General features: G+C 66.3%; 25 protein-coding genes and 2 tRNA genes. 12 read left to right on the top strand and 15 right to left on the bottom strand.

Translation table 11 applies throughout. The features are described from left to right. Positions 1-151: 151 nt before the first annotated feature. The 3 genes from O3I_RS31785 to O3I_RS31795 are packed head-to-tail and all read right to left on the bottom strand — an operon-like array spanning position 152 to position 2,617. Positions 152-454 carry a DUF6191 domain-containing protein gene (locus tag O3I_RS31785; protein ID WP_014987128.1) on the bottom strand — a complete coding sequence of 101 codons (303 nt, stop codon included), beginning with the start codon at positions 452-454 and terminating at the stop codon, positions 152-154. A gap of 23 nt (positions 455-477) precedes the next feature. Beyond that, complete coding sequence (locus tag O3I_RS31790) at positions 478-1,470, bottom strand: D-alanine--D-alanine ligase family protein (RefSeq protein ID WP_014987129.1); 993 nt, start codon at positions 1,468-1,470, stop codon at positions 478-480. A gap of 46 nt (positions 1,471-1,516) precedes the next feature. After that, the gene (locus O3I_RS31795; RefSeq protein ID WP_014987130.1) at positions 1,517-2,617 is read right to left on the bottom strand and encodes a D-alanine--D-alanine ligase family protein; all 1,101 of its coding nucleotides are present in this window, start codon (positions 2,615-2,617) and stop codon (positions 1,517-1,519) included. A gap of 234 nt (positions 2,618-2,851) precedes the next feature. Here O3I_RS31795 and O3I_RS31800 point away from each other — a divergent pair, with 234 nt between their 5' ends. The 4 genes from O3I_RS31800 to O3I_RS31815 all read left to right on the top strand — a co-directional run bounded on the left by O3I_RS31800 (position 2,852) and on the right by O3I_RS31815 (position 5,450). After that, positions 2,852-3,667 (top strand): hypothetical protein, encoded by an 816-nt coding sequence (locus O3I_RS31800; RefSeq protein WP_141691637.1) that lies wholly within the window; start codon positions 2,852-2,854, stop codon positions 3,665-3,667. A 26-nt stretch (positions 3,668-3,693) separates the two neighbouring features. After that, the gene (locus O3I_RS31805) at positions 3,694-4,497 is read left to right on the top strand and encodes a hypothetical protein (protein ID WP_014987132.1); all 804 of its coding nucleotides are present in this window, start codon (positions 3,694-3,696) and stop codon (positions 4,495-4,497) included. A gap of 215 nt (positions 4,498-4,712) precedes the next feature. Continuing rightward, entirely contained in the window at positions 4,713-5,063 is a 351-nt protein-coding gene (locus O3I_RS31810; RefSeq protein WP_141691638.1) for a hypothetical protein, read from the top strand. Between the two features lie 54 nt (positions 5,064-5,117). Next, a complete protein-coding gene (locus O3I_RS31815; protein ID WP_014987134.1) occupies positions 5,118-5,450 on the top strand; it encodes a hypothetical protein in 333 nt (110 codons plus the stop codon). A 3-nt stretch (positions 5,451-5,453) separates the two neighbouring features. Here the strand turns inward: O3I_RS31815 and O3I_RS31820 are convergent, their stop codons facing one another. Then, positions 5,454-6,449, bottom strand: coding sequence for an NAD(P)H-dependent glycerol-3-phosphate dehydrogenase (locus tag O3I_RS31820; protein ID WP_014987135.1), 996 nt, complete (start codon positions 6,447-6,449; stop codon positions 5,454-5,456). A gap of 31 nt (positions 6,450-6,480) precedes the next feature. Here O3I_RS31820 and cofC point away from each other — a divergent pair, with 31 nt between their 5' ends. From cofC to O3I_RS31835, 3 genes are all read left to right on the top strand, one after another. Beyond that, complete coding sequence (gene cofC / locus O3I_RS31825) at positions 6,481-7,164, top strand: 2-phospho-L-lactate guanylyltransferase (RefSeq protein ID WP_014987136.1); 684 nt, start codon at positions 6,481-6,483, stop codon at positions 7,162-7,164. Positions 7,165-7,317: 153 nt separating this feature from the next. After that, entirely contained in the window at positions 7,318-9,477 is a 2,160-nt protein-coding gene (locus O3I_RS31830; RefSeq protein WP_014987137.1) for an RNA degradosome polyphosphate kinase, read from the top strand. 20 nt (positions 9,478-9,497) lie between these two features. Further along, on the top strand, positions 9,498-10,436 hold the full coding sequence (locus O3I_RS31835; RefSeq protein WP_041564623.1) for an NUDIX hydrolase: 939 nt from the start codon (positions 9,498-9,500) through the stop codon (positions 10,434-10,436). Positions 10,437-10,686: 250 nt separating this feature from the next. On the opposite strand, the gene O3I_RS31840 is transcribed toward O3I_RS31835, so the two are convergent. The 3 genes from O3I_RS31840 to leuC form a co-directional block, all read right to left on the bottom strand. Then, entirely contained in the window at positions 10,687-11,346 is a 660-nt protein-coding gene (locus O3I_RS31840; protein WP_014987139.1) for an HU family DNA-binding protein, read from the bottom strand. 156 nt (positions 11,347-11,502) lie between these two features. Further along, positions 11,503-12,111, bottom strand: a complete 609-nt coding sequence (gene leuD / locus O3I_RS31845; protein WP_014987140.1) for a 3-isopropylmalate dehydratase small subunit — start codon at positions 12,109-12,111, stop codon at positions 11,503-11,505. 35 nt (positions 12,112-12,146) lie between these two features. Further along, a complete protein-coding gene (leuC, locus tag O3I_RS31850) occupies positions 12,147-13,568 on the bottom strand; it encodes a 3-isopropylmalate dehydratase large subunit (protein WP_014987141.1) in 1,422 nt (473 codons plus the stop codon). Positions 13,569-13,736: 168 nt separating this feature from the next. Between leuC and O3I_RS31855 the strand changes: the two genes are divergently transcribed. The 3 genes from O3I_RS31855 (at position 13,737) to O3I_RS31865 (ending at position 15,357) form a co-directional block, all read left to right on the top strand. Next, complete coding sequence (locus O3I_RS31855) at positions 13,737-14,438, top strand: IclR family transcriptional regulator (RefSeq protein ID WP_014987142.1); 702 nt, start codon at positions 13,737-13,739, stop codon at positions 14,436-14,438. Positions 14,439-14,471: 33 nt separating this feature from the next. After that, positions 14,472-14,972, top strand: a complete 501-nt coding sequence (locus O3I_RS31860; protein WP_014987143.1) for a PPOX class F420-dependent oxidoreductase — start codon at positions 14,472-14,474, stop codon at positions 14,970-14,972. Positions 14,973-15,153: 181 nt separating this feature from the next. Continuing rightward, positions 15,154-15,357 (top strand): DUF5302 domain-containing protein, encoded by a 204-nt coding sequence (locus tag O3I_RS31865; protein WP_014987144.1) that lies wholly within the window; start codon positions 15,154-15,156, stop codon positions 15,355-15,357. Positions 15,358-15,884: 527 nt separating this feature from the next. Here O3I_RS31865 and O3I_RS31870 read toward each other — a convergent pair. From O3I_RS31870 to O3I_RS31885, 4 genes are all read right to left on the bottom strand, one after another. Beyond that, positions 15,885-15,957: transfer RNA gene (locus O3I_RS31870), tRNA-Glu, on the bottom strand. Positions 15,958-16,106: 149 nt separating this feature from the next. Then, positions 16,107-16,178 (bottom strand) — tRNA-Gln (locus O3I_RS31875). Positions 16,179-16,312: 134 nt separating this feature from the next. Then, positions 16,313-17,785, bottom strand: a complete 1,473-nt coding sequence (gltX, locus tag O3I_RS31880; protein WP_014987145.1) for a glutamate--tRNA ligase — start codon at positions 17,783-17,785, stop codon at positions 16,313-16,315. Between the two features lie 16 nt (positions 17,786-17,801). Further along, positions 17,802-18,575 (bottom strand): fumarylacetoacetate hydrolase family protein, encoded by a 774-nt coding sequence (locus O3I_RS31885; protein ID WP_014987146.1) that lies wholly within the window; start codon positions 18,573-18,575, stop codon positions 17,802-17,804. Between the two features lie 246 nt (positions 18,576-18,821). On the opposite strand from O3I_RS31885, the gene O3I_RS31890 reads away from it, so the two are divergent. Both O3I_RS31890 and O3I_RS31895 read left to right on the top strand, forming a co-directional pair. After that, positions 18,822-20,009: an MFS transporter gene (locus O3I_RS31890; protein WP_014987147.1), complete on the top strand. Its 1,188-nt coding sequence runs from the start codon at positions 18,822-18,824 to the stop codon at positions 20,007-20,009. Between the two features lie 130 nt (positions 20,010-20,139). Further along, the gene (locus O3I_RS31895; protein WP_014987148.1) at positions 20,140-20,748 is read left to right on the top strand and encodes a TetR/AcrR family transcriptional regulator; all 609 of its coding nucleotides are present in this window, start codon (positions 20,140-20,142) and stop codon (positions 20,746-20,748) included. 89 nt (positions 20,749-20,837) lie between these two features. On the opposite strand, the gene O3I_RS31900 is transcribed toward O3I_RS31895, so the two are convergent. From O3I_RS31900 to O3I_RS31915, 4 genes are all read right to left on the bottom strand, one after another. Beyond that, positions 20,838-21,431 carry a Uma2 family endonuclease gene (locus O3I_RS31900; RefSeq protein WP_041562998.1) on the bottom strand — a complete coding sequence of 198 codons (594 nt, stop codon included), beginning with the start codon at positions 21,429-21,431 and terminating at the stop codon, positions 20,838-20,840. A gap of 174 nt (positions 21,432-21,605) precedes the next feature. Continuing rightward, positions 21,606-22,613: a 3-isopropylmalate dehydrogenase gene (locus O3I_RS31905; protein ID WP_014987150.1), complete on the bottom strand. Its 1,008-nt coding sequence runs from the start codon at positions 22,611-22,613 to the stop codon at positions 21,606-21,608. A gap of 24 nt (positions 22,614-22,637) precedes the next feature. Further along, a complete protein-coding gene (serA, locus tag O3I_RS31910) occupies positions 22,638-24,236 on the bottom strand; it encodes a phosphoglycerate dehydrogenase (protein ID WP_014987151.1) in 1,599 nt (532 codons plus the stop codon). Between the two features lie 774 nt (positions 24,237-25,010). After that, a complete protein-coding gene (locus tag O3I_RS31915) occupies positions 25,011-25,898 on the bottom strand; it encodes a LysR family transcriptional regulator (protein WP_014987152.1) in 888 nt (295 codons plus the stop codon). Positions 25,899-25,963 lie beyond the last annotated feature (65 nt).

A 25,963-nucleotide genomic window follows, 5' to 3' on the forward strand; every position in this document is an offset into this window, starting at 1 on the left:
GTCAGAACTCGAGGCCACTACGCCTGGGGACTCGAGGCTGCCGTGCCTGGGGACTCGAAGTCCCTGCGCCCTGGCGACTCGAAGCCGCCCTGCCTGGCGACTCGAAGTCACTGCGCGGCGGGCTCGGAGGCGCCGTACTTGCCACTCGAACTCACTGCACCGACGGACTCAACGTCACCTTCCCGTTGGACAGGTCTACGTCCACGCCGCCCGGCGCGCCGTCCCCCGGGTTCTCCCGATACATCAGCGTCGACTGCACCTGCTCGAACTCGTGCTGCTTCCCCGCCGCGAACACCGCATCGAACTGCTCGAACCCCACGGCGGCCACCGGCCGCCCGCTGTCGCGCATCCACGGCACCAGCGACTTCCCGCTCACCTTCCGCCACATCACCTCGGCAAAAGACAGCGCGATCAGCAACAGCGCCAACCCCGGAATCGTCATCGCCACGAGCATGACTCGACGATACGCAGAATCGGCTAATCGAGCTTGCGTAAGGCGTGCAAGCAGATCTGCTCGCACAGTTCGGCGAAGTCGATGCCCGCGGCCGCCGCGGATTGCGGCAGCAGGCTGGTCGCCGTCATGCCCGGCAGGGTGTTCGCCTCGAGACACCAGACGTCACCGGCGGCGTCGACCCGGAAATCGACGCGACTGTAGGCACCGAGTTTGAGCGCCCGGTGCGCGCGCACCGCCTGGGCGCGCATCTCGTCCGCCAGCTCGGCGGGAATCTCGGCCGGGAAGATCTCGACCGCGCCGCCGACTTGATACTTGCTGCGGTAGTCGAAGATCTCGCTGCCCTGCGGAATGATCTCGCCGACCGCGAGCGGATCGTCCCCGAGCACGCCGACCACGAATTCGCGTCCCGGCACGAACCTTTCGACCATCACCTCGTCGTCGTGCGCGCGGGCCACCCGCACCGCCTCGGCGTATTGCGCGGGATCCTTGACGACCGTCAGACCGACCGTGGAGCCCTGTTTGTTCGGCTTGACGATCACCGGCCAGCCGAGTCGATCGTCGAACTCGTCCGCCGCCATCTCCCAGTCCGGTGTCGGCACCCCGGCGAGCCGGAACAGCCGTTTGGACACGTCTTTGTCCATCGCCATCGCACTGGCCAGCACCCCGCTGCCGGTGTAGGGCACGCCCGCCAGATCGAGCAGGCCCTGCATGGTGCCGTTCTCGCCGGTGCCGCCGTGCAACGCCAGGAAGACGACGTCGACGTCGCGCAATCCGCCCTGCTCGCACAGCAATCGCATGGTCACGTCCGGCACCGCACCGCTGACCTGCGGCGGCTCCGCGGGGACCGTCGCCGCCATGAGCCGATCCTCGCCGTCGGCGTCGAGGCGACCCGCCGTGGTGTCGTAGGCCGAGACCTCGTGCCCGCGCGTACGCAACGCGCGAAACACCTGCCCCGCCGTGGCAATCGAGACATCCCGCTCAGCATTCGTCCCGCCGAACAGCACCGCAACCTGCATCTGACCCGCCTTCGTCCGCGCTCGATGCCGCCGGTATCGACCGCGACTAGCGAAGTCCGGTGCCGCGTGTGACGGCGGTTTCGATCAGGGTGGAGATCAAGGTCCGGTAGTCGATGCCGGTGGCATCCCACATTTTCGGGTACATCGAGATGGGGGTGAAACCGGGCATGGTGTTGATCTCGTTGATCACCGGGCCGTCCGCGGTGATGAAGAAGTCCACCCGGGCCAGGCCCTGGCAGTCCAGCGCGCGGAACGCCCTGACCGCGAGTTCGCGCACGCTGTCGGCGATTTCGTCGTCCAGCTTCGCCGGGATGTCGAATTCGCAGACGTCATCGAGGTATTTGGTCTCGAAGTCGTAGAACTCGGGGTGCGCCGCGGCGTCGTCCTCCGGCATCCGGATCTCGGCCAGCATGCTCGCCTGCACCCGTCCGTCCGGGAACTCCAGCACGCCGCATTCCACCTCGCGGCCGATGATGCCCGCCTCGACAATGACTTTCGGGTCGTGCGCACGCGCCACCGCGATGGCGGCGTCGAGTTCGGCCCACCTGGTGACCTTGGTGATGCCGATCGAGGAGCCGCCGCGCGCGGGCTTGACGAACACCGGCAGTCCGAGCCGATCCCGGTCGGCCGCATCGAGTGTCGCGGTGCCCGGCCGCAACACCACCTGCTTGCCGATCGGCAGTCCTTCGGCCGCAAGGAGTTTCTTGGTGAACTCCTTGTCCATGCCTGCCGCGCTGGCCAGCACGCCCGGTCCGACGTAGGGCACCCCGACGAGTTCCAACAGACCTTGCAGGGTTCCGTCCTCGCCGAACGGGCCGTGCAGGATGGGGAATACGACGTCGACCGCACCGAACATCGCATTGGGATCGTCCAGGGCGACCAGCGCGCCGGAACCGCCCGGGCCCGCGGCCAGCGTCAGCGCGGTGCCGGTGCCATCCACCGCGGGCAGCGCACGATCGTGGAAGCCGAGCGCGGCGACCTCCGAGTCGGCCAGCACCCAGGTGCCTTCGGTGCTGATCCCGATCGGCACCACATCGTATTTCTCCGGATCCAGATTGCGCAGCACGCTACCGGCCGACACGCACGACACCGCGTGCTCATTGCTCCGCCCGCCGAAAACCACAGCCACCCGGATCCGGTTCGTCATGCCCCGAACCGTACCCGCCACCCCTACCGCCTCCACCGCTACCCATTCCCGCGACGCTCCACGCTATGTAACGGTCCCCGAAAATGGCAGTGCGGTTCAGTTGACAAACCGACCGGTCCCAGCGAGGGTGATCGCGTCCGTCTCGGCGGCTGACTCGAAGTGGGGGTATACGTTGATTGTCCGTTTTACGATGCTGCCTGCATTGCGGGCCCGAGGTCGCGGTGGGGTGATGTGATGGCCGGCGGATTCTACAACCACTACGACGATCCTGATGAATTCTGGGACGAGGAGCCGCTCAGACCGACCACAAAGCCCGCGCCCGAACCTCAGTCGTCGTACGGCAACGCCGCGGGTCGACCGCCTGCATCCGGTGCGCCCTCGCCGCCGTTCACACCCGAAGCGTCGCCCAGCCGTCCTGTGCCTGCCAGCCGCGGAACAGCAGGCTCGGTCAACTCGTCAACCGCCATGACAAGGCTCGGCATAACGCCACCGCCGAAATCATCGCTGATTTCCGTCGACGTCGCCGACGATCGTCTACCCAAGAGCATCAAGCTGGGGCGCGACTGGAAGTACGCATTCACCCCTGCTCAATACGGTCAGTCGATTGTGGAGGCGTATCGCTACGGAATGTACGAGTGGGCCGCGCGCACGGTCGAATCCGGCGAATTGCCACCGTCGACTATACCGTCTCTGCGTACCGCCGCACCTTTACTGCTGCGAACCCGCTCTATCGACGAGTACAGAGTGCTGTACGACCAACTGTTTTTAGAAACTCCGATTCAGGTGCAAGGACCGGGACGCGACGCATTCGGCCAGTCGGCCCTCACGGTCCGGGCCACGTGGTCGAAATTGATATCGATCACAATCGACCCGGACTGGGCAGCAGGCATCGAAGCCGATTTCATCGCGCAGGATATTCTCGATTGCTGTCAGCAGATACGCGCAAAGAAGCCTCGACCGATAATTGATAGCCACTTCACGCACGTCGCGGACGACGAGCTGGCGTCGCAGGTGCTGGAACACGAGCAGTATCTTCTGACATACAGCTAGCTTGAGAAAGAACGGAATTCGGATTCATGGTCGAATTATCGGAAAAGACCCTTACCAAGGTTCGGGATGACTTCTCCCGCGCGGTCGACGAGGTCAAGAAGACACCTGATCAAATAAACGACGCTGTCGACAAGCTGAAGTACATTGCTCCCCTGGTTTATCTGAAGGTGAGCGAAGTCAGGGACGATATACAAGACACCCTGGCCGAACTCTTCGAGAATCTCAAACAGGCTGTCGAGGGCATGTTCGCGCCCTGGTTGTTCCTGGACTACGCGGCAAAATGGCAATGGATCGGCGCCGAAGTCCGAGGTTGCATCGGCATGCAGGGCCGTCGCGAGCTGAATATGGAAGGTCGATGGGACGGAAGCGCCTACAAGTCGTTCAAAACGACCAAGGAAAGCCAGCAGGCGGCGATGACCACTATCGACAACATGTGCACCACCATTCACGATCGGATGATCACTGTCGCCGAAGAAGGACAAAACCTTTACTACAACCTGGCCAATAAACTGGCCACGATAATCGCAAACGTAGCCACATTCGTCGATGAGACGGCAGCTACGGCTGGTGTTGCGTCGATCTGGACCATCAACAATTTGAACTCCGCCATTGTGACGGCCGTCGAACTCGTCGCCCAAGCGCTCACCGACTTCGTCAAGGTCCAAAGCAAAGTCTTCGTCGCAAGCAACGACCTCAAGAATCTTATCCGGGCACCAGCCGGGTTCGATGTCGCCAAATCTGGTTCCGTGACATGGCCCTCCGGCGCGACCGATCTGTTCGACAACAAGGATGACGATTGGCACCAGGATGGTGAGGAGAAAGAGAAATGAGTTCCTATCGGCCCAAGCCCCTGGCCCGTTTCCCGACCCACCTCCGGATGCTTAAGTGTGTCACCGCAGCCAGCGGCATACTTGTTTTGTCCGCGTGCGGATCGGACGACTTCGTTACCCCGACCGCAGCACCGAGTTCTTCATCGACGACAACGGAGCCGAGGCCGTGCCCCAGAGGTCCGATCTCTCCGGCGCAGAACGCTGACGAAAAATATTTGACGGCAGAACTAGAGAAAGTGTCGTTCCCCGCAGGCACCTGCTTTTTCATGGTCGATACCGTGGACCGGAGTGATGAGCCGGGCAAGATAGCAGTCACAGTCGACTTGAATGTGGCGGCATCGACGAGTCCCGATGATCTGCGACCCGCCGCCACCGAAATCGCACACCTGCTGAAGAAATCAGCGGTAGCGACTCGTACATCGGTCGTGGACGTCACCAACGCAGGTGCGGCGAAGCCGACGTACCGAACACTGCTGACCGACGAGAATTTTCAAGGGCATCCGTGGAACGGCACCCCCTCCCGGGAAGCCGAGCTGGCGATTTGGCGGATAGTGAATCCGGGCTGAGCACGATCGGCTTTTGAACGCAATAAGTATCGAACACCCGTGGAGTGATCAATCATGGCCAGAGAACTGAAGGTAGACGTCGACCTGCTCGAGCAGGTCTCCAAAGTGTGGCTGAACGAGGTCGCCCCGGAGCTGGCACAGACCGCCGGGGAGATCGACCCGCTGAAGTACACCGTTGTACAGTTCGGCCCCCTGTTCTTCGGGATGTGGGACTCCTACACCGGCGCAGCGGAATTCATACAGAAGCGGCTCAACGAGGCGAAGCCTGTGGCTGAGCAGATCGGCAACGCGTTGCACACTGCCGCCACCAGCTTCGCGCTCCAGCAGGAACAGCAGGTGCAGGAGACCGAGAAGCTGAAGCACATCATCGAAAACTCCGGGAACTAGTGCCTACTCCGGCTTGATTCGGCGGCCGAGGAGGTTGCCTACGGCGGCGAGGACGGGGACGTTTTCGTGGCAGACCTGGTGGACTGCGGTGGTGAGGGGCATGTCGACGGTGTGCTTTTCGGCGAGGGCGCGGATGGAGGTGCAGGATTTGACGCCCTCGGCGACCTGGCCGTGGGTCGCCTCCTGGGCCGATTCCATGGAACCGCCCGCGCCGAGCGCGTGCCCGAAGGAGCGGTTGCGTGACAGCGGCGAGGTGCAGGTCGCGACGAGGTCGCCGACGCCGGCCAGGCCGGCCAGGGTCGCCGGTTCGGCGCCGAGGGCGACGCCGAGCCGGATGATCTCGGCGAGACCGCGGGTGATGATGCTCGCGACGGTGTTGTCGCCCAGGCCCATGCCGGAGGCGATACCGCAGGCGAGGGCGATCACGTTCTTACAGGCGCCGCCGATCTCGCAGCCGATCACGTCGGTGTTGGTGTACGGGCGGAAATAACCGGTGGCGCAGGCCTGTTGCACCGCGACAGCACGTTCGGCATCGGTGCACGCGATCACCGTTGCCGCGGGCTGGCAGGTGGCGATCTCCCGCGCCAGGTTCGGACCGGACAGCACCCCGATCCGGCTCGGGTCGGCGCCGCTGACGTCGGCGATCACCTGGCTCATCCGGAGCAGGGTGCCGGTCTCGATGCCCTTGGCCAGGCTGAGCAGGGTCGCGTCCGGGCCGATCAGGTCCTTCCAGTGCGCGAGATTCGCGCGCAGGGACTGCGACGGCACGGCGAGGACGACGAGGTCCGCGCCGTCGAGCGCGACCGCCGGGTCGTGCGTGGCGGCGATCGGCGGCAACTGAATATCGGAAAGATAGGACGGATTGCGATGATCGGTGCGCAGTACCTCGGCGACCTCGGGTCGTCGAGCCCAGATGGTGACATCGGTGCCCGCGTCCGCCAAAACCTTCGCGAACGCGGTTCCCCATGATCCCGCGCCCAGTACTGCCGCCCTCGTCATCTGCCCAATATGCCATGGAAGGATTGGTCGCATGCGCCCGCACGCCGTGCATGCCGTGATCGCGGTCAAGAGCCTCGATCAGGCCAAGAGTCGACTGGCCGACCGGCTGCGCCCGGAACACCGGGCCCGGTTGGTCCTGGCCATGCTCGCCGACACCGTGACCGCCGCCGCGACCGTCGAGGAGATCGCCTCGGTCACCGTCGTCACGCCCGATCCGGCGGTGGCCGATCTGGCGCGCACGCTCGGTGCCGCCGTCCATCCCGAGCCGCGCCCCACCGGGCCGGACAGCCTGAACGCCGCATTGGCCGATGCCGCCGCCGCGCTGCGCCACCGGCACGGCGCGGTCGATCTGCTCGCCGTGCAAGCGGATCTGCCCGCGCTGCGGCCGGAGGAACTGGCCGATATGTTGGCGACCGCGCCGCGCGGCGTCCGCTCGATCGTGGTCGATCACGCGGGCACCGGAACGGCCGCGCTACTTGTCCGCGACCCTGTCGTCCCGCTCGACCCGAGGTTCGGGCCGGGCTCGGCGGGCAAGCATGTCGCGGCGGGCGCGGTGGACCTACCCGGCGATTGGCCGGGGTTACGGCTGGATGTGGATACGGCCGACGACCTGGACCTGGCGATCGAGCTCGGGGCGGGCGGGTCGACCCGCGCTGTGCTACACGACATCGGCTGGCAGGGTCGCGTTCACCAGCCCGTTCGCCGAGTGTGCTAGAAGGTCGCCACACCAGCGGCCGATGGTGACGGCAATCGCAGTGTCGGCCTGCACATCGCACCCCGAGTAGGGGATGATCGTTGGCGTGAGTGAGCTAACTATGGACCGGTGCGCATCGCGCATGTCGGCGCCGAGCGCCAGCGAGGTACGGGCATGAGCGATACCGAGACCGTCAAGCAACAGTTGCTGCCCACCCCGCCGCCCGCGGCCTCACCGGTGCCGACGGACGCCACCGTCGAGCAGTTGCCACGCGATCGCTATCTCAATCGCGAGTTGAGTTGGCTCGACTTCAACGCCCGCGTACTCGCCCTGGCCGAAGACGCTTCGCTGCCGCTGCTCGAACGGGCCAAGTTCCTCGCGATCTTCGCGTCGAATCTCGACGAGTTCTACATGGTGCGGGTCGCGGGCCTGAAACGGCGCGCCGAGACCGGTTTACTGGTGCGCTCCGCCGACGGCCGCTCCCCCGGCGAACAGCTGGAGTTGATCACCAAGCGCACCCAGGAGATCGCCGAGCGGCACGCGCGGGTCTTCCTCGACGAGGTGCTGCCCGCGCTGACCGACGAGGGCATCGCGATCATCGACTGGAACGATCTCAACGACGATGAGCGCCAACGTCTCTCGGGACACTTCCAGGATCAGGTGTTCCCGGTGCTCACGCCGCTGGCCGTCGATCCGGCACACCCCTTCCCGTACATCAGCGGCCTGAGCCTCAATCTCGCCGTGACGGTGAAGGATTCGTCGACCGGCGGCGAGCACTTCGCCCGCGTCAAGGTGCCGGACAATGTCGACCGGTTCGTCCGGGTGCGGCGCACCGACTCGAATTCCCCCATCGCGGCGTTCCTTCCGATGGAGGAGTTGATCGCGGCGCACCTCGATCTGCTGTTCCCCGGCATGGAAGTGGTTGAGCAGCACTCGTTCCGGATCACCCGCAACGCCGACTTCGAGGTCGACGAGGATCGCGACGAAGACCTGTTGCAGGCGCTGGAGCGGGAACTCGCCCGGCGGCGGTTCGGATCGCCGGTGCGCCTGGAGGTCTCGGACGACATGACCGAGCACATGCTCGAATTGTTGTTGCGGGAACTGGATGTCGATCCCGGCGACGTCATCCAGGTGCCCGGCCTGCTCGACCTGTCCTGCCTGTGGCAGGTGTACGGCGTGGACCGGCCGAACCTCAAGGACACCCCGTACGTGCCCGCGACGCCCGCCGCGTTCGGCGAGCGGGAGACGCCGCGCAACGTGTTCGCGGCGCTGCGCGAGGGCGATGTGCTGGTGCACCATCCCTACGATTCGTTCTCCACCAGCGTGCAGCGGTTCATCGAACAGGCGGCCGCCGACCCGCAGGTGCTCGCGATCAAGCAGACGCTCTACCGCACCTCCGGTGACTCCCCGATCGTCAACGCGCTCATCGACGCGGCGGAGGCGGGCAAGCAGGTCGTCGCGCTGGTCGAGATCAAGGCGCGCTTCGACGAGCAGGCCAACATCAAATGGGCGCGCGCGCTGGAGCAGGCGGGCGTCCACGTGGTCTACGGACTGATCGGCCTCAAGACGCACTGCAAGACGTGTCTGGTGGTGCGCCGGGAGGGCGCGACCATCCGCCGCTACTGCCATATCGGCACCGGCAATTACAACCCGAAGACCGCGCGGCTCTACGAGGATGTCGGATTGCTCACCGCCGCACCGGAAATCGGCGCGGACCTGACCGACCTGTTCAATTCGCTGACGGGTTACTCACGAAAAGAGAACTACCGCAACCTGCTCGTCGCACCGCACGGCGTGCGCGCCGGGATCATCGAACGGATCCAGCGCGAGACCGAGTTGGCCAGGGCGGGCGCGGATGCCCGAATCCGGCTGAAGGCCAACGCCATCGTCGACGAGGAGATCATCGACGCGCTCTATCGGGCCTCGCTGGCCGGCGTGCCGGTGCAGATCGTGGTGCGCGGGATCTGCGGGCTGCGGCCCGGGGTGCCGGGCATGAGCGAGAACATCGAGGTGCGCTCGATCCTCGGCCGCTTCCTCGAACACTCCCGCGTTCTGCACTTCCAGGCCCAGGATCAGTACTGGATCGGCAGCGCCGACATGATGCACCGCAACCTCGATCGGCGCGTGGAAGTGATGGCGCAGGTGAAGGATCCGCGGCTGACCGAACAACTCGGCCAGGTTTTCGACTCCGCCCTGCATCCCAATACCCGCTGCTGGGTACTCCGCTCGGATGGTAATTGGCTCGCTTGGCCGGAGCACGCCGGAGATGACGACGTGAAAGTACGGGACCACCAGGAATTCCTCATGCGGCTGCGGAGGCCCGATCAGCAGTGAACGGTCGCACCGGGTACGAGATGGAAGGGGGTCCCTTCTGGGACCCCCGGGTAACCGCCAACATTCACGCCGCGGGCGCGGTGGTGTGGCGCAGGACGCCGAGCGGCACGATCGAGATCGCCGTCGTACATCGACCCAAGTATCAGGATTGGTCGCTGCCCAAGGGCAAGCTCGACCCGGGCGAGACGCCGGTGCTCGCCGGGCTACGCGAGGTGCGCGAGGAGACCGGGCTGGACTGCAAGCTCGGTCGCTACCTCGGACACGTCACCTACCCGATTCCGGGGCACCGCAAGCTGAAGCGGGTCGACTACTGGGCCGCGACGGTGGCCGGTGGTGAGTTCAGCGCCAATAGCGAAGTGGACGTGCTGAATTGGCATCCGCTGGATCGGGTGATGGATCAGCTGTCCTACCCGATGGACCGGCAGGTGGTCCGCGCGTTCACCCGGCTGCCACCGGATACCAGCACCCTGCTGCTGGTGCGGCACGCGAAAGCTGGTCGGCGCGACCGCTTCTCCGGTCCGGACCCGCTGCGTCCGCTGGATCGGGAGGGGCAGTCCCAATCCCGGGTGCTGGTGCCGAATCTGCTGGCGTTCGGGGCATCTGAGATTCATTCGGCCGATCCGGTGCGCTGTGTGCAGACGGTGACACCGTTGGCGGAGAAGCTCGGCACCGAGATCGTGCTCGAGCCGCTGCTGTCCGAAACCGGTTATGCCGCAGCGCAGGACGAGGCGCGCGAGCGACTCGTCTCGCTGGTCTCGGAGACCGAGGTTCGCGTTGTGTGCAGTCAGGGCAAGGTGATTCCGGATCTGCTGCAATGGTGGGCCGACCGGGACGGCGTCACACTACCTTCCGCGCGCAACCGCAAGGGCAGCGTCTGGGTACTGTCCTGCCACCGCGGCCGGCTCGTCGCGGCCGACCACATGGACCGCACCTTGTCCGCCGACGTCGTTCGAGCCTGAGCGCACCCGCCCCCCAAAGCCGGACCCCGACAGGGGAAACCGGCCCTTTCGGCCCGCAGCGGGCCGGAAAGGGCCGCTACGGCTGCGTCTGACGGACGAACCGGCCGGGCACCGGCCCTCGGCTGCGACGCCCGCCCACGGTGCGCGGGAGCCAAACTCAGCCCACACGGCCCGAAAGACCGGTCAGGACAGCCGAAACGGCCCCGGAGGCGAACCTCCGGGGCCGTTTTCGCGGTCTTACCGCTTGTTCCTAGCGGCTGCGACGAGCCGGCGCCTTCTTGGCGGCCGACTTCTTCGCGGGCGCCTTCTTGGCGACGGTCTTCTTTGCCGCAGTGGTCTTCTTGGCGGCGGTGACCTTCTTGGCGGGGGCCTTCTTGGCCGCAGCCTTCTTCACCGTGGCCTTGGCCGGAGCCTTCTTGGCTGCGGTCTTGGTCGCAGTCGCCTTGCGAGCGGCGGTCTTTGCGGGTGCCTTCTTGGCAGCCTTCTTCGCCGTCGTCTTGGCGGGGCCCTTGGTCGGGGTCGCCTTCTTGGCGGCGGTCTTCTTGGCTGCCGTCTTCTTGGCGGCCGCTTTCTTCGCTGCCACCGGGGCATTCGCGCCGCGCTTGACGGCCGGGCCGCTCGCGGTCAGCTTCTGCTTGCCGGCGATCACGGCCTTGAACTGAGCGCCCGGACGGAACGCAGGCACCGAAGTGGGCTTCACCTTGACCGTTTCGCCGGTGCGCGGGTTGCGGGCGACTCGGGCCGCACGCTTACGCTGTTCGAACACACCGAATCCGGTGATTGTGACGCTCTGACCCTTGTGCACCGCGCGCACGATGGTGTCGACCACATGCTCGACTGCCGCGGTGGCCGTGCGCCTGTCCGTACCCAACTTTTCGGTCAGAACGTCGATCAGTTCCGCCTTGTTCATTGAATCCTCCGCAGACTAATGGCCCGTCGTCGGACCGACTAGGTACCACGGTAAACCCACAATGGGCAAGAGTCTATGTGCCACGCCAAAATTCATGTGGTTTAGCACACGTCCAGCTATCGGCCCCCTGCCCATCCAGCTAACCGAGCGGGGTGTTTAGGACTGCGAAATACGTGCTGGGAGGGTAGTGGGTTTCCATGCTGGCCTTGCGTTTTCGAACTCGGCGATGGTCTCGCTGCGGCGCAGAGTGAGCCCGATGTCGTCCAATCCTTCGAGCAGACGCCACCGTGTGTAGTCATCAATATCGAACGGCAACACGGCGGTTCCAGCGGTCACCGTGCGCGCCTCGAGGTCCACAACCAATTCGAGCCCGGGCTGTTCCTCGAGCAACTTCCAGAGCATTTCGACATCGTTCTGTGACATCTGAGCGGCCAGCAGACCGCCCTTACCGGCATTGCCGCGGAAGATGTCGGCGAACCGGGACGAGATCACCACCCGAAAGCCGTAGTCCGACAGCGCCCAAACGGCGTGCTCACGTGAGGATCCGGTACCGAAATCCGGGCCGGCCACCAGCACACTTCCCCGCTTGTACGGCTCGGTGTTCAGAATGAAGTCCGGATCCGTTCGCCATGCGGCGAACAGTCCGTCCTCGAATCCGGTGCGGGTCACCCGCTTCAGGTACACGGCCGGGATGATCTGATCGGTATCGACATTGGAACGGCGGAACGGCACGCCGATCCCCTGATGCACGGTGAAGGCTTCCATTGATTCTCCTGAGTCGGTAGAGGTATCGCGCCCGGTCAGTCCAGATCCGCAGGCGAGGACAGGGTTCCGCGGACCGCCGTCGCGGCCGCTACGAGCGGGGAAACCAGGTGTGTGCGGCCGCCTTTGCCCTGGCGGCCCTCGAAGTTCCGGTTCGACGTCGAGGCGCAGCGCTGCCCCGGCGCGAGCTGATCCGGATTCATTCCCAAGCACATTGAGCACCCCGCCTGCCGCCATTCGGCGCCCGCCGCGGCGAAAATGTCGCCCAGTCCTTCTAATTCAGCCTGTGCGCGAACCCGCATCGATCCCGGTACAACCAACATTCGTACTCCGTCGGCGACCCGGCGTCCCTTTAAAATCCCGGCCACCGCACGCAAATCCTCGATGCGCCCGTTGGTGCACGAACCGACGAATACGGTGTCGATCGCCACATCGCGCAACGGGGTTCCCGGCGCCAAATCCATGTATCGCAGCGCTTTCTCCGCGGACTCGCGCGCCGTCTCGTCGGCTATCTGGGCGGGATCGGGCACCGATTCGCCAAGGGGCGCGCCCTGTCCCGGGTTCGTGCCCCAGGTGACGAAGGGGGTCAGCGCGTTCGCGTCGATGTGCACCTCGGCGTCGAAAACCGCGCCCTCGTCGGTCTTCAGCGCCTCCCAGGCGGCCACTGCTGCCGTCCAGTCGTCCCCCTGCGGGGCGTGCGGGCGTCCCGCGAGGAATTCATAGGTTGTTTCGTCAGGGGCGATCATGCCCGCCCTGGCGCCCGCCTCGATGGACATGTTGCAGATGGTCATTCGCGCCTCCATGGACATCGCGCGAATCGCCTCGCCGCGATACTCCAGCACGTAGCCCTGGCCGCCACCGGTGCCGATCTTCGCGATGACGGCGAGAATCAGGTCTTTACTCGTCACCCCGGGGGCCAAGGTGCCGTCGACGGTGATCGCCATCGTCTTGAACGGACGCAGCGAGAGTGTCTGGGTGGCAAGCACATGCTCGACCTCGGAGGTGCCGATGCCCATCGCCAGCGCGCCGAACGCGCCGTGCGTCGAGGTGTGGCTGTCGCCGCAGACCACCGTCATCCCGGGCTGCGTGAGCCCCAATTGCGGGCCGACGACGTGCACGATGCCCTGATCCAGATCGCCCATCGGATGCAGCCGCACACCGAATTCCGCACAGTTGCGGCGCAAGGTGTCCACCTGGGTGCGCGAAACGGGGTCGGCGATCGGTTTGTCGATATCGACCGTCGGGACATTGTGGTCCTCGGTCGCGATGGTGAGATCGGGTCGCCGCACCGGCCGGCCCGCCGCTCGTAGCCCGTCGAAGGCCTGCGGACTCGTCACCTCGTGCACGAGATGCAGGTCGATGTAGATCAGGTCGGGCTCGCGCCCGACGCCCTCGCCCGCACCGCGGGCGACGACATGCTGCTCCCACACCTTTTCGGCCATGGTGCGCGGCTGTGCCATTCTCGATCACCTTTCGACAAGCATCCGGTCCGCGATCGGGGCTGTGAACGCGGCGACGGCTGCACAAGTTTTCGGATATGCGAGATCGGATGTCGCGTGGCGAGCAGCCGCGCCGGGGAGCATCCGCAGTAGTGGATTTCCCAGCATCCGAGACGCTAGTATCGTTCTATGAGACAGCATAGCGGCATCGGCGTCCTCGACAAAGCAGTGGCGGTGTTGTACGCCGTCGCCGAGCATCCCTGCGGTCTCAACGAGCTGTGCGCCCGCACCGGACTCCCCCGCGCCACCGCGCACCGCCTCGCCGTCGGACTAGAGGTCCATCGCCTGCTCGCCCGCGACAACGGCGGCATGTGGCGGCCGGGGCCCGCGCTCGCCGAACTCGCCGCGGGAGCCACCGATCCACTCCTGGAGGCCGCTTCGGCCGTGCTGCCCCGATTGCGCGAGATCACCGGCGAAAGCGTCCAGCTGTACCGGCTGGACGGCAATGCACGCGTCTGTATCGCGGCAATGGAACCGCCGGTCGGCCTACGCGACACCGTGCCCGTCGGCGCGCGGCTGCCGCTGACCGCCGGTTCGGCCGCGAAAGTTCTGCTCGCCTGGGCCGATCCCGAGCTGCAGCGCACCATCCTGGCCGATGCCGTCTTCGGCGAACGCGCCGTCACCGAGGTACGCAAGCGTGGCTGGGCGCAGAGCGCCGCCGAACGCGCATCCGGCGTGGCCAGCGTATCCGCGCCCGTCCGCGACGCCGGCGGCACCGTGATCGCCGCCGTCTCCGTTTCCGGCCCGATCGACCGGATGGGCCGCAGGCCCGGCGCCCGCTGGGCCGCCGACCTCGTCGCCGCCGCCGAGGCCCTGCACAAGCGCCTATAACACGTTCTAGAAATCTGCCTCTAGAGTTGGCCCATGGGAGTCAATCAACGGGCACAGATCGTCATGTCCGAGACCGAGATCACCGAGTTCCTGCAGCGCAGCCGCATCGCGACGCTCGCCACCCTCGGACAGGACGGCAGGCCGCACCTGACCGCCATGTGGTACGCGCTGCTCGACGGCGAGATCTGGTTCGAGACCAAGACCAAATCGCAGAAGGCGGTCAATCTGCGCCGCGACTCGCGCATCACCTGCATGGTCGAGGCCGGCCAGACCTACGACCAGCTGCGCGGCGTCGCCATCGAGGGCCGGGCCGAGATCATCGACGACCCCGACCAGCTGTTCGCCGTCGGGGTCAGCGTCTGGGAGCGCTACACCGCCCCGTACAGCGAGGAGGTGCGTCCCATGGTCGAGGCCATGCTGCACAAACGCTCCGCCATCCGCGTCGTCCCCGAGCGCGTCCGCAGCTGGGACCACCGCAAGCTCGGCCTCCCCCCGATCCCCTTCGGCGGCACCACCGCCCACCCCCTGGACTGACCCGTCCCACCTCTCGAGACACCCCCGCACACCCGTCTCCACCCACCACCCCGAGACGCGCGGCGATATCCACCTGACATCCCTTCCCCCGGCGACTACCGTCGAACCGTTCGACACCGATCGGCCGGGCACCGCCGCCCCCAATGCTGCGGCGCGCGGCCGCGACGACGAGGAGCAGGCGATGGCGGAATCGGATAGTTCCCAGAGTTCAGGCAGTTCCGAGGGCGCAAGCGCCGACGAGGTGAAACGAAAGTTCAAAGAGGCGCTGGACCGCAAGAACAAGAACCACGCCCGAACCGCCGACCACCTCGACGGCCGCTCCAAGGCATCAGCCGCCCACGGCAACGCCAGCCACAAACGCGAATTCCGCCGCAAGAGCGGATAAGCACCAGGCCCTCCGCCTCCGCGGAGGGCCTAACTTTTTCCGCCCCACCCCACCCTGCACCCCACGCAGGCTAGCCGCCGCCCCGCGCACATCCCGCGCACATGTCCGCCACCGAACACCCCCGCGACGCCCAAAACCCGCACGGCAACCTGACCCCGGCGACAAACCCAGCGGGCACCCCAGCAACCCACCCAGCGCAGGCCAGGCCGACCCATCGGACAACGAAGCAACGATCAGCACCCACAGCAACGCAGTACGGCACCCCCCATCCGAACCGAGCGGCACGCGGCAAAGCTATCCCTCAGCGCAATACGGCAGCCCGAGCAGCGAAGCAACCTCGCAACAGACCCCAGGAACGCCACCACACTTGCTGCGAACAACGGCAGCGCGAGCAGCGAAGCGTCCTCGCCAAGGGGGTCCGGGGGCGCCAGCCCGCCGGGTGGGGCGTGGGGGCTTCGCCCCCACAAAATACGCGGAAACCAGAAAAGGCCCACGCTCTGTGTGAGCATGGGCCTTCGATCTGGTTGTAGCCCCGACGGGATTCGAACCCGCGCTACCGCCTTGAGAGGGCGGCGTCCTAGGCCGCTAGACGACGGGGCCTTGGACTGCTTCTCGTTGGTACGAGGAGCACCTTTGTGATCTTTCGATCTGGAGGCTCGGTTAGCTTAGCTTCCCGAGGCCTGGCGACCAAATCGCCAGGTGCTGTTCGATTTTCGGTCGCGTACCGTTGTCGACAGCTACTCTCTCCGCTGGGGTACCAGGACTCGAACCTAGAATGGCTGAACCAGAATCAGCTGTGTTGCCAATTACACCATACCCCAATGACCTGGTAATTCGGCCTCGCAGTCTGGCTGACTGGGAGGCCGTGTTCCGGCCGAGAAGAAGAGTACCAAACGGCTACCCGTTTACTACAAATCGGCTGGTAGAGGCCATGTTTTCGGCTGTTTCGGCGGTGTCAGGCCGTTGCGGACCACTCCTGGGCGGAGCGGAGGCGTTCGAGGCTGACGTCGCGGCCGAGGAGTTCGAGGGACTCGTAGAGCGGCGGGCTGATGTGTGAGCCGGTGACGGCGACGCGGACCGGTGCGAATGCTTTGCGCGGTTTGAGCCCCAGTTCGTCGATCAGGGCGGTTTTCAACGCTGCTTCGATTGCGGGGGTGGTCCACTCGGCCAGTGGCTCCAGCGCGGTAATAGCGGCTTGCAATACCGGGGTGGCTTCGGTGCCGAGATTCTTGGTCCCGGCTGCCGGGTCGATCGCAAATTGTTCGGCGGGCGCCAACAGAAAACGCAACAGTTCCCAAGCGTCGGACAACACAACGATGCGGGTCTGTACGAGTTCGGCCGCGGCGGCGAACAGCTTCTCATCGATTTCGGCGCCGATATGCGAGTGATCGGTCAGATACTCGCGCAGCCGATGGGTGAAATCTCCGGTCTCCAGCAATCGGATGTGCTCGGCGTTGAGCGCGTCCGCCTTCTTCTGATCGAAGCGGGCCGGATTCGAATTCACTTTCGATATGTCGAAGGCGGCAACCATCTCCGTCATGGTGAACACATCGTGGTCGTCGGCGATGCTCCAACCGAGTAATGCCAGGTAATTCAGCAAACCTTCGGGGATGAAGCCGCGGTCGCGGTGCACGAAGAGATTCGACTCGGGGTCGCGCTTGGACAACTTCTTGTTGCCCTGACCCATCACGAACGGCAGGTGACCGAACTGCGGAGTGAAGTCGGCCACGCCGATGCGGCGCAGGGCGGCGTAGAGCGCGATCTGGCGCGGGGTCGAGGAGAGCAGGTCTTCGCCGCGCAGCACGTGGGTGATCTTCATCAGCGCGTCGTCGACCGGGTTGACCAGCGTGTAGAGCGGTTCGCCGGTGCCGCGGGTGAGCGCGAAGTCCGGTACGACACCGGCTTTGAACGTGGTTTCGCCGCGCACCAGGTCGTGCCAGGTGATGTCTTCGTCGGGCATCCGGAGCCGAATCACCGCGGGGCGCCCGGCATCTCGGTAGGCCTCGAGCTGCTGCGCGGTGAGGTCGCGGTCGTAGTTGTCGTACCCGAGTTTCGGGTCGCGTCCGGCGGCGCGATGACGGGCTTCGACTTCCTCAGGCGTGGAGAAGGATTCGTAGGCTTCGCCGGCGGCCAGCAACCGCCGGACCACGTCGAGATGCTGGTCCTTGCGCAGGGATTGGCGGTACGGCTCGTAGGGACCGCCGACCTCTGGGCCCTCGTCCCAGGTGAGGCCGAGCCAGCGCAGCGCGTCCAGCAGCGCGCGATACGATTCCTCGGAATCCCGTGCCGCATCGGTGTCTTCGATCCGGAACACGAACTTTCCACCGTGGTGCCTGGCGTAGGCCCAGTTGAACAGCGCCGTCCGGATCAGGCCGACGTGCGGCGTGCCGGTCGGTGACGGGCAGAAACGGACCCGTACTTCAGTCATGGCTCTCTTTCGATGATCAGCGTTTGGCGGCAACGGGATTGATGAGCGTGCCGATCCCTTCGACGGTCACGGACACTTGCTGTCCGGCCTGCACGGGTCCGACACCTTCGGGTGTTCCGGTGAGGATGACATCGCCGGGCAGCAGCGTCATCACGGTGGTGATCCACTCGATGAGCTTCGGGATGTCGTGCAGCAGCAGTGAAGTACGACTGCGCTGGCGGACCTCACCGTCGAGTTCGGTGACGATCTCCAGATCCGATGGATCCAGGGCGGTTTCGATCCAGGGGCCGAGCGGGCAGAAGGTGTCGTAGCCCTTGCCCCTGGTCCACTGCCCGTCGTGGCGCTGTTGATCTCGCGCGGTCACGTCGTTGGCGACGGTGTAGCCGAGCACTACGTCCAGCGCGCGGGCGGCGGACACGTCCTTGCACGGCCTGCCGATGACGACGGCGAGTTCGCCCTCGTAGTCGACCTGAGAGGAGCTGGGCGGCAGGATGATCGGCACGTTCGGCCCGATGATCGAGGTGTTCGGCTTCATGAAGATCACCGGGTCTTCCGGTGCGGGCCCGCCCATTTCGGCCGCGTGCGCGGCGTAGTTCTTGCCGATACAGATCACTTTGCTCGCCAGGATCGGTGCGAGCAGCCGCACGTCGGCCAGCGGCCAGCTCCGTCCGGTGAACGTCGGCGTACCGAACGGATGTTCCGCGATCTCCTTCGCGGTGCTGTCGCTTCCTTCTCCTTCGATGCTGACGAACGCGACCCCATCGGGACTGGCAACTCGACCTAGACGCATGTCCGGCAGTCTATCGACCGGCTTCCACCTGCCCTAACGCACCCGACCGAGCGGTCACCCGCGGTCTGCGGACCGGGCTGCACCGCCACTGTGCGGAGTCCGACATCCGCGGGCGGACCGTCCGCCCGCGTGCGGTGTGAGAGATCGCTCACCCGCGAAATCCGCTTGCCCCCAAGGTGTAGCGTTGGCGGCGAGTTCATTCAGTGGGAATTGAGTCCCAAATATTGAGATTACGAGGTGAGGCCGATGACCACCGTGACGGCGTTGACGGACATCCGACGGTGGTCCATGCTCGGCCTCGGCGTCTTCGCGCAGGCCGCCAGCGCCGTCTTCGTGCAGGGCGTGCCTTTCCTACTGCCCGCGCTGACCGATCGCGGGATGCACCTGGCCACCGCCGGACTGCTGGTGGCGATGCCCACTGTCGGGCTGGTCTGCACCTTGATCGCGTGGGGCTATGTGGTCGATCGGATCGGCGAGCGCAAGGTGCTGGTCGGCGGGCCGCTGCTGATGGCGGCCGCCGGCGTGGCCGCCGCGTGCACCACGAACGACGTCGCCCTGGGCGCGCTGCTGTTCCTCGGTGGCATCGGGGCGGCGAGCACCAACGGCGCCAGCGGCCGGGTCATCGTCGGCTGGTTCCCACCGCAGCGGCGCGGACTGGCGATGGGCATCCGGCAGGGGGCACAACCGCTCGGCGTCGCCGTCGGCGCGCTGGCCGTGCCGGCGGTCGCGGCGACATACGGTGTGCCCGCGGCGATTCTGGTGCCCGCGACGCTGGCGGGCCTGGCCGCGGTGGCCTGCCTGATCGGCATCATCGATCCCCCACGCCCCGCGGGGGCCGAAACCGACGCAACGTTGCGTGCCAACCCCTATCGGGGTGACACGACACTGTGGCGTATCCACGCGGTGTCCCTGTTACTGGTGATTCCCCAAGGCACGGTATGGACTTTCGCGCTGCTGTGGCTGCACCGGGACGTCGGCTGGTCGCTGGCCGCGGCGGGAGTTCTGGTCACCGCCACCCAAATCCTGGGCGCCGCAGGCCGAATCGGTGCGGGCGCGTGGTCCGACCGGGTCGGCAGCCGGATGGGACCGCTGCGGATCGTCGCGATCGCCGCGGTGCTGTCGATGACGGCCCTGGCCCTGGCCGCCTGGACCCATACGTGGTGGGCGGCAATACCATTGCTGATCGCCGCCTCGGTGATCACGGTCACCGACAACGGCCTCGCCTTCACCGCGGTCGCGGAGATCGCGGGTCCGTACTGGAGCGGCCGCGGCCTCGGCCTGCAGAACACCGGCCAGAATCTGGCGATGGCCGCCGTCCCCCCGGTTTTCGGCGCGCTCATCACCGCGAGCGGTTTCGCGGCGGCCTATCTCGTGGCCGCCGTGCTGGCGGTGGTCGCGATCCCGCTGGTGCCGGCCGATCGTCCCGCCCAATAGTCGTGCCACACTGACGGATTGGTCCACTTCGTACCGATTCTCCCACTTCCGGGCGATGTCGGGTTTAGCGACATGGTGTTGCCAAGTGTAGGATGGACACCCTTCCGTCGCCGTCGTGACCAGGAGTGCAATGCCGAGGATCGACGCACCAACCGTCGCCGAACACCGGGCGAACCAAGAGCGAGCGCTACTCGACGCCGCGCGCGTTGTGTTGTTACAGAAAGGGCCACAGGCGGTTACGCCCGCCGCGGTCGGCGCGGCCGCGGGTTTGGCGCGCAGCAGCGTCTACAAATACTTCCGCTCCGGCGACGAGATCCTGGCCAAGATCGTCTCGGATGCGTTGGCCGAGTGGGGCGAACGCGTCCGGGACACCGTCGAACGGGCCGAGACGCCGGCGGGCCAGCTGGACGCGTACGTCCGAACGACCCTGGCACTGGCGGCATCCGGCGCGCACCGCATCGCAGTACTCGGCGGCACCCTGCCCCGCGACGAGGCCGCGCGCCGCGATCTCGCGCACGCGCATCACGATCTGGCGGCACCGTTACGCGCGGCACTCAACGATATGGGCAACCCCGACCCCGACCTGACCGCGGACCTGATCGACGGCGCGCTCGGCCGCGCCATCGAACGCATCGATTCGGGCCGGCTGCACGACGAGATCGCGCCGGAGACAGTCGCGTTCGTCCGTCGCGCCGTCGGCATCAGCCACCGCCCGCCCCGCACGCGCAGTAAGAGCTGAGCGCGCCATCGGCTATTGCAGCACTGCCGCACAACGCTTTTCGATCATGGGCCGATCGCGCACCAACCGACCAGTATGCACAATCCCGGTCAAACAGCAAGCAGCGCAGCGGGATCGAAGGTGACCCGGAACGGCTGATCAGCCTCCACCACCGCGTCGAACACCGCGCCCGGCCCGACCACCGGATCGGCGCCATAGGTACCGTCGGACAACACCATTCGATGCACCTGTACGTCGGGCTGATGCTCGACGATCCAGTACTGGGAAATTCCGGCCGCCGCGTACTCGTGCACCTTGCGCACCCGATCGGTGCGCTCGGTCCCGCTGCCCGGCGCGATGACCTCCACCGCGAGCCGAACCTCGGTGCCCGGAATGAGTTTGGGCACCTCGGCGACCACCGCGGCCCGCGCGACTTCTCGGGGCACCACGATGATGTCGGGTTTGCGAACCCCGCTGCGCGTGCTGATCTCCCAGCCACTGCCGACGCACAGATGAACGGCCGCGCCCACCGCGCCGGCATCGATGAATCTGCCCAGACGCTGCGCCACGTGATTGTGCCTGGCGCCGGATACGACCTCGACCAGCCAGCCGTCCTCCAACTCGTAACCCTTACCGCCGCCGGGCAATCCACGCAGGTCCGTGGCCGTGTACGGGCCGAGACGGGACCTTCGCTGTCCGCTCACCCGCGCCTCCGTTCGCCAGCCGAGCCGGGTCGCCGACGAACAACCGGCGCCACCACGGCATGAGTACCACGCTGCACCCGATTCACACCCGACCCCCGGGATACACCGGCCACGAAGAATAGCGGCCCTGCACCGACAGATTCGGTGCAGGGCCGCTGTTCCGGCGATTCGTGCTCAGACGACGGCCGCGATGCGGTCCCCGACCTCGACCGTCGACGCACTGCCCGAGCGCGCGGCGAGGTCCTTCGCGACGGCCGATTCGATGCGCGCCGCGCCTTCGGCGTTGCCGAGATGGCTGAGCAGCAACGAGACCGACAGGATCGCGGCGGTCGGGTCGGCCTTGGACTGACCCGCGATATCCGGCGCGCTGCCGTGCACCGGCTCGAACATGCTCGGGTTGGTGCCCGAGGCGTCGATGTTGCCGCTGGCGGCCAGGCCGATGCCACCGCTGACGGCGGCCGCGAGGTCGGTGATGATGTCGCCGAACAGATTGTCGGTGACGATCACGTCGAAGCGGCCGGGATCGTTCACCATGTGGATCGTCGCGGCATCGATGTGCTGGTAAGCCGTTGCGACATCCGGGAATTCGGCGCCGACCTCATCGACGGTGCGCTGCCAGAGCGATCCGGCGAAGGTGAGCACGTTGGTCTTGTGCACCAGCGTCAGATGCTTGCGCCGGGCCTGCGCCTTCGCGAAGGCATAGCGCACCACACGCTCGATGCCGAACCGGGTGTTGGTGCTGACCTCGGTCGCCACCTCGTGCGGGGTCTCGACGCGGATCGCGCCGCCGGTCCCGGTGTACGGCCCCTCGGTACCCTCGCGGACCACCACGAAATCGATATCGGGGGTGCCCGCGAGCGGGCTGGTCACACCGGGGAACAGCTTGGACGGCCGCAGGTTCACGTGGTGGTCCAGCGCGAACCGGGTGCGCAGCAGCAGCCCACGCTCGAGCACCCCGCTGGGCACCGACGGATCGCCGATCGCGCCCAGCAGGATCGCGTCATGCTGCCGCAGTTCCGGCAGCACGGAGTCCGGCAGGATCTCGCCGGTCGCGTGGTACCGCTTGGCGCCGAGGTCGTACTCGGTCTTCTCGACGCCGGGCACCACCGCATCGAGCACCTTGAGCGCTTCGGCGATGACCTCGGGCCCGATCCCGTCGCCCGGGATGACAGCAAGCTTCATGACAACAACGCTCCGTTCGGTCGATCAGAACAGGTCGACGACGACGACCTTGGCGGCGCCGACGGATTCGCCGATCGCGGCCTCGACCTCGGCGGGCACCTCACGGTTGACGCGCAGGATCACCGTCGCGCCTTCCTTGTCCACGTCCTGGCTCAGCTGAGCGGCGAGGATGTCGATGCCGGCCTCGCCGAGCTTGGTGCCGATCTTGCCGAGCGCGCCCGGCTTGTCCTCGTAGTTGAGGACGGCGACGTTAGTGCCTTCGGCGCGCATGTCGTAGTTGCGGCCGTTGATGTTGACGATCTTCTGCACCTGCGACGGCTCGGTGAGCGTGCCCGCCACATTGAGGGTGCGGCCGTCGCCGAACACGGCGCGCAGGTCGACCAGGCTGCGGTGGCTCGGGCTCTCCGAGATCGTGTTCACGGTCGCGGTGATGCCGCGATCCTTGGCCAGCGCGGGCGCGTTGACGAAGGTGACCTGGTCTTCGACGAGCGCGGAGAAGATGCCGCGCAGCGCCGAAAGCTCCAGCACCGCAACGTCTTGCGCGGCGAGTTCGCCACGCACCTGGACCTCGACGCTCACCGGGAGCTCGTTGGACAGGGCACCGAGCAGCGCACCCTGCTTGCGCACGATGTCCAGCCACGGTGCGACGTCCTCGCCGACGCTGCCGCCGGTGACGTTCACCGCGCCCGGCACGAATTCACCGGCGAGCGCGAGCAGCACGGACTTCGCGACGTCGGTACCCGCCCGATCCTGCGCCTCGGCCGTCGACGCGCCGAGGTGCGGGGTCACCACGACCTGCGGCAACTCGAACAGCGGGCTGTCGGTGCACGGCTCGGTCTCGAACACGTCGAGGCCGGCGGCGCGCACGTGGCCGGACTTGATGGCGTCGGCGAGCGCCTGCTCGTCGACCAGACCACCGCGCGCGGCGTTGACGATGATGACGCCCGGCTTGGTCTTGGCGATGGCTTCCTTGCCGATGATGCCCTTGGTCTCGGGCGTCTTGGGCAGGTGCACGGAGATCAGGTCGGCGCGCTCGAGCAGCTCGTCCAGGCTCAGCAGCTCGATGCCGAGCTGCGCGGCGCGGGCCGGCGACACGTAGGGGTCGTACGCGACGATCTTGGTCTCGAAGGCCGCGAGGCGGGCGGCGAACAGCTGGCCGATGCGGCCGAGGCCGACCACGCCGACGGTCTTGTCGAAGATCTCGACACCGTTGAACTTGCTGCGCTGCCAGGTGTGTTCACGCAGCGTGGCGTCGGCGGCCGGAATCTGGCGCGCGGCGGCGAGCAGCAGCGTGACGGCGTGCTCGGCGGCGGTGTGGATATTCGAGGTCGGCGCGTTGACGACCATGACGCCGCGCTCGGTGGCCGCGGGCACATCGACATTGTCGAGGCCGACGCCGGCCCGGGCGACGATCTTCAGGTTCTTGCCTGCCTCCAGGACCTCGGCGTCGACCGTGGTCGCCGAGCGCACGAGTAGCGCGTCGGCTTCGGGCACCGCGGCGAGCAGAGCCGGACGGTCGGGGCCGTCGACCCACCGAACCTCGACTCCGTCACCGAGCGCGTCGACGGTCGACTGGGCAAGCTTGTCGGCGATCAGGACAACAGGACGGCCTGCTTGGCTCACTGTGGAGTACTCCTGGGGAAAGGGGTCGGCAATTACCGCGGATCAGCTTAGTGTGCCCTGTTTCGCCGCTTGCTACCCCCTGGTAGGCGGCCGTCGTCAGTAGGTCCGGTGCGGTAGCCCGGAGACGAGGAGGGCCCCGCACCACTCGGGTGCAGGGCCCTCTCCGGAAACGCGCCCGAATGGCGCGAGACCCGGCCGATCAAACGGCCGTCACGTTGATTCAGCGACCGCCGAAGGATCCCGTCCACAGGGTGTTGACGATTCCGTGCAGAGCGGCACCGAAGGTGTCCAGGAAACCGCCGAGGGCAGCGCTACCGGTGTCGATGATAACGGGGATCATTGAAATACCTCTTCGTTGGAAGACAATCCAGTTGTACTGGCTGACACAGGGCACATCGGGCTTCGAACAAATGCGGTTACGGAATTCGACCGTTTAGTGACGTAGGTAACAGTCACATCACGAAGAACACCTGGTCAGACGTCCAATCCAAGCGAATGCCCTGATCGTCAGGGTCTTGACCACAGAAGATGGCCGACACAGTCCCCGTCCGGGCAAATATAAATTCTCTCTGAGAAATCGCTGACAGCCTAGTGAGAGACCGGCCTCGATAAAGAACTCGACTACGGTGGCGTAGGTTGCCGAATTACGCGCGCACGCAACCGAAACAAATGACTAGCCGAGGTACCGGAACAACGCAGACAGGCTAGTTCGGGATGGCGAGTCACCCAGTCGAATAACGCGTCACATAACGTCCGCGGCGGCCCGCCGGTTCATCAACTGACGGCGGCGACCGCACGCGAGAACGCCCGCACCCGCGCGGTCTCGCGATTGCGGTGCCACACCAGCCCGAGCCGGGAATGCGCCAGCCCGGTCACCGGCACGAAGGCGACCTCGGGCCGGTCGTGGAACACGGCGGTCGGATGACACAGCAGCATCGCGCCGTGCCCCGCGGCCACCGCATCGATCCCCTCCCACAGCGTGCCGACCTCGGGTCCGGCGGCGACCGGTCGCCCGCCCGGGGTCACGTCCAGCGCCTGTGCCCGCCGCCAGTACCGCGGCGCGGGTCCGCGCACGCCGATCAGCGCGAACTCGGCGAGATCCTCCGCGGACAAGCTGCCCCGGCCTGCCATCGGATGGTCCCGTCGCATCGCCAGCATTTGCGGCTGCTCCGAAAAGACCTGTCCCAGTACGAGTTCACTCTCCCCCATGGGCAACAGCACCACCGCGATATCGACCTCGCCGCGCTGCACCGGGCCGAACGGGTCGGCCAGCGGAATCTCGATCACCTCGGTGGCACAGGACGGGAAGCGGCTGCCGAACAACGCGACCGCCGCCGCGAGGTTCTCGCTCGTCGAGCCCTGAAAGCCGATGCGCAGCAGCCCTTCCATGCCGCGGGCCGCCGCGCGGACGCCGTCCACCGTCGCCCGCAACGCGTCGTAGGCGGGCTGCAACTCGGCCAGGAAATCCTTGCCGAGCGGGGTGAGCGCGACCTTGCGGCTCGTCCGTTCGATCAGCCGCGCACCGACCCGCTGCTCCAGCGCCCGCAGCAGCTGACTCACCCGGCTCTGCGAGACGTACAGGCGATCGCCCGCCCGTCCGAAGTGCAGTTCCTCGGCCAACACGAGAAAGGCCTCCAGCTCGCGCACTTCCAAGCCAGTCATGGGCTTCCTCTCCACCGTCGATGAGTCCAGCTCATAGAACGATGAGACCTTCGCCGTTGTTTCCA

The organism is Nocardia brasiliensis ATCC 700358, assembly GCF_000250675.2.
Classification (GTDB): domain Bacteria; phylum Actinomycetota; class Actinomycetes; order Mycobacteriales; family Mycobacteriaceae; genus Nocardia; species Nocardia brasiliensis_B.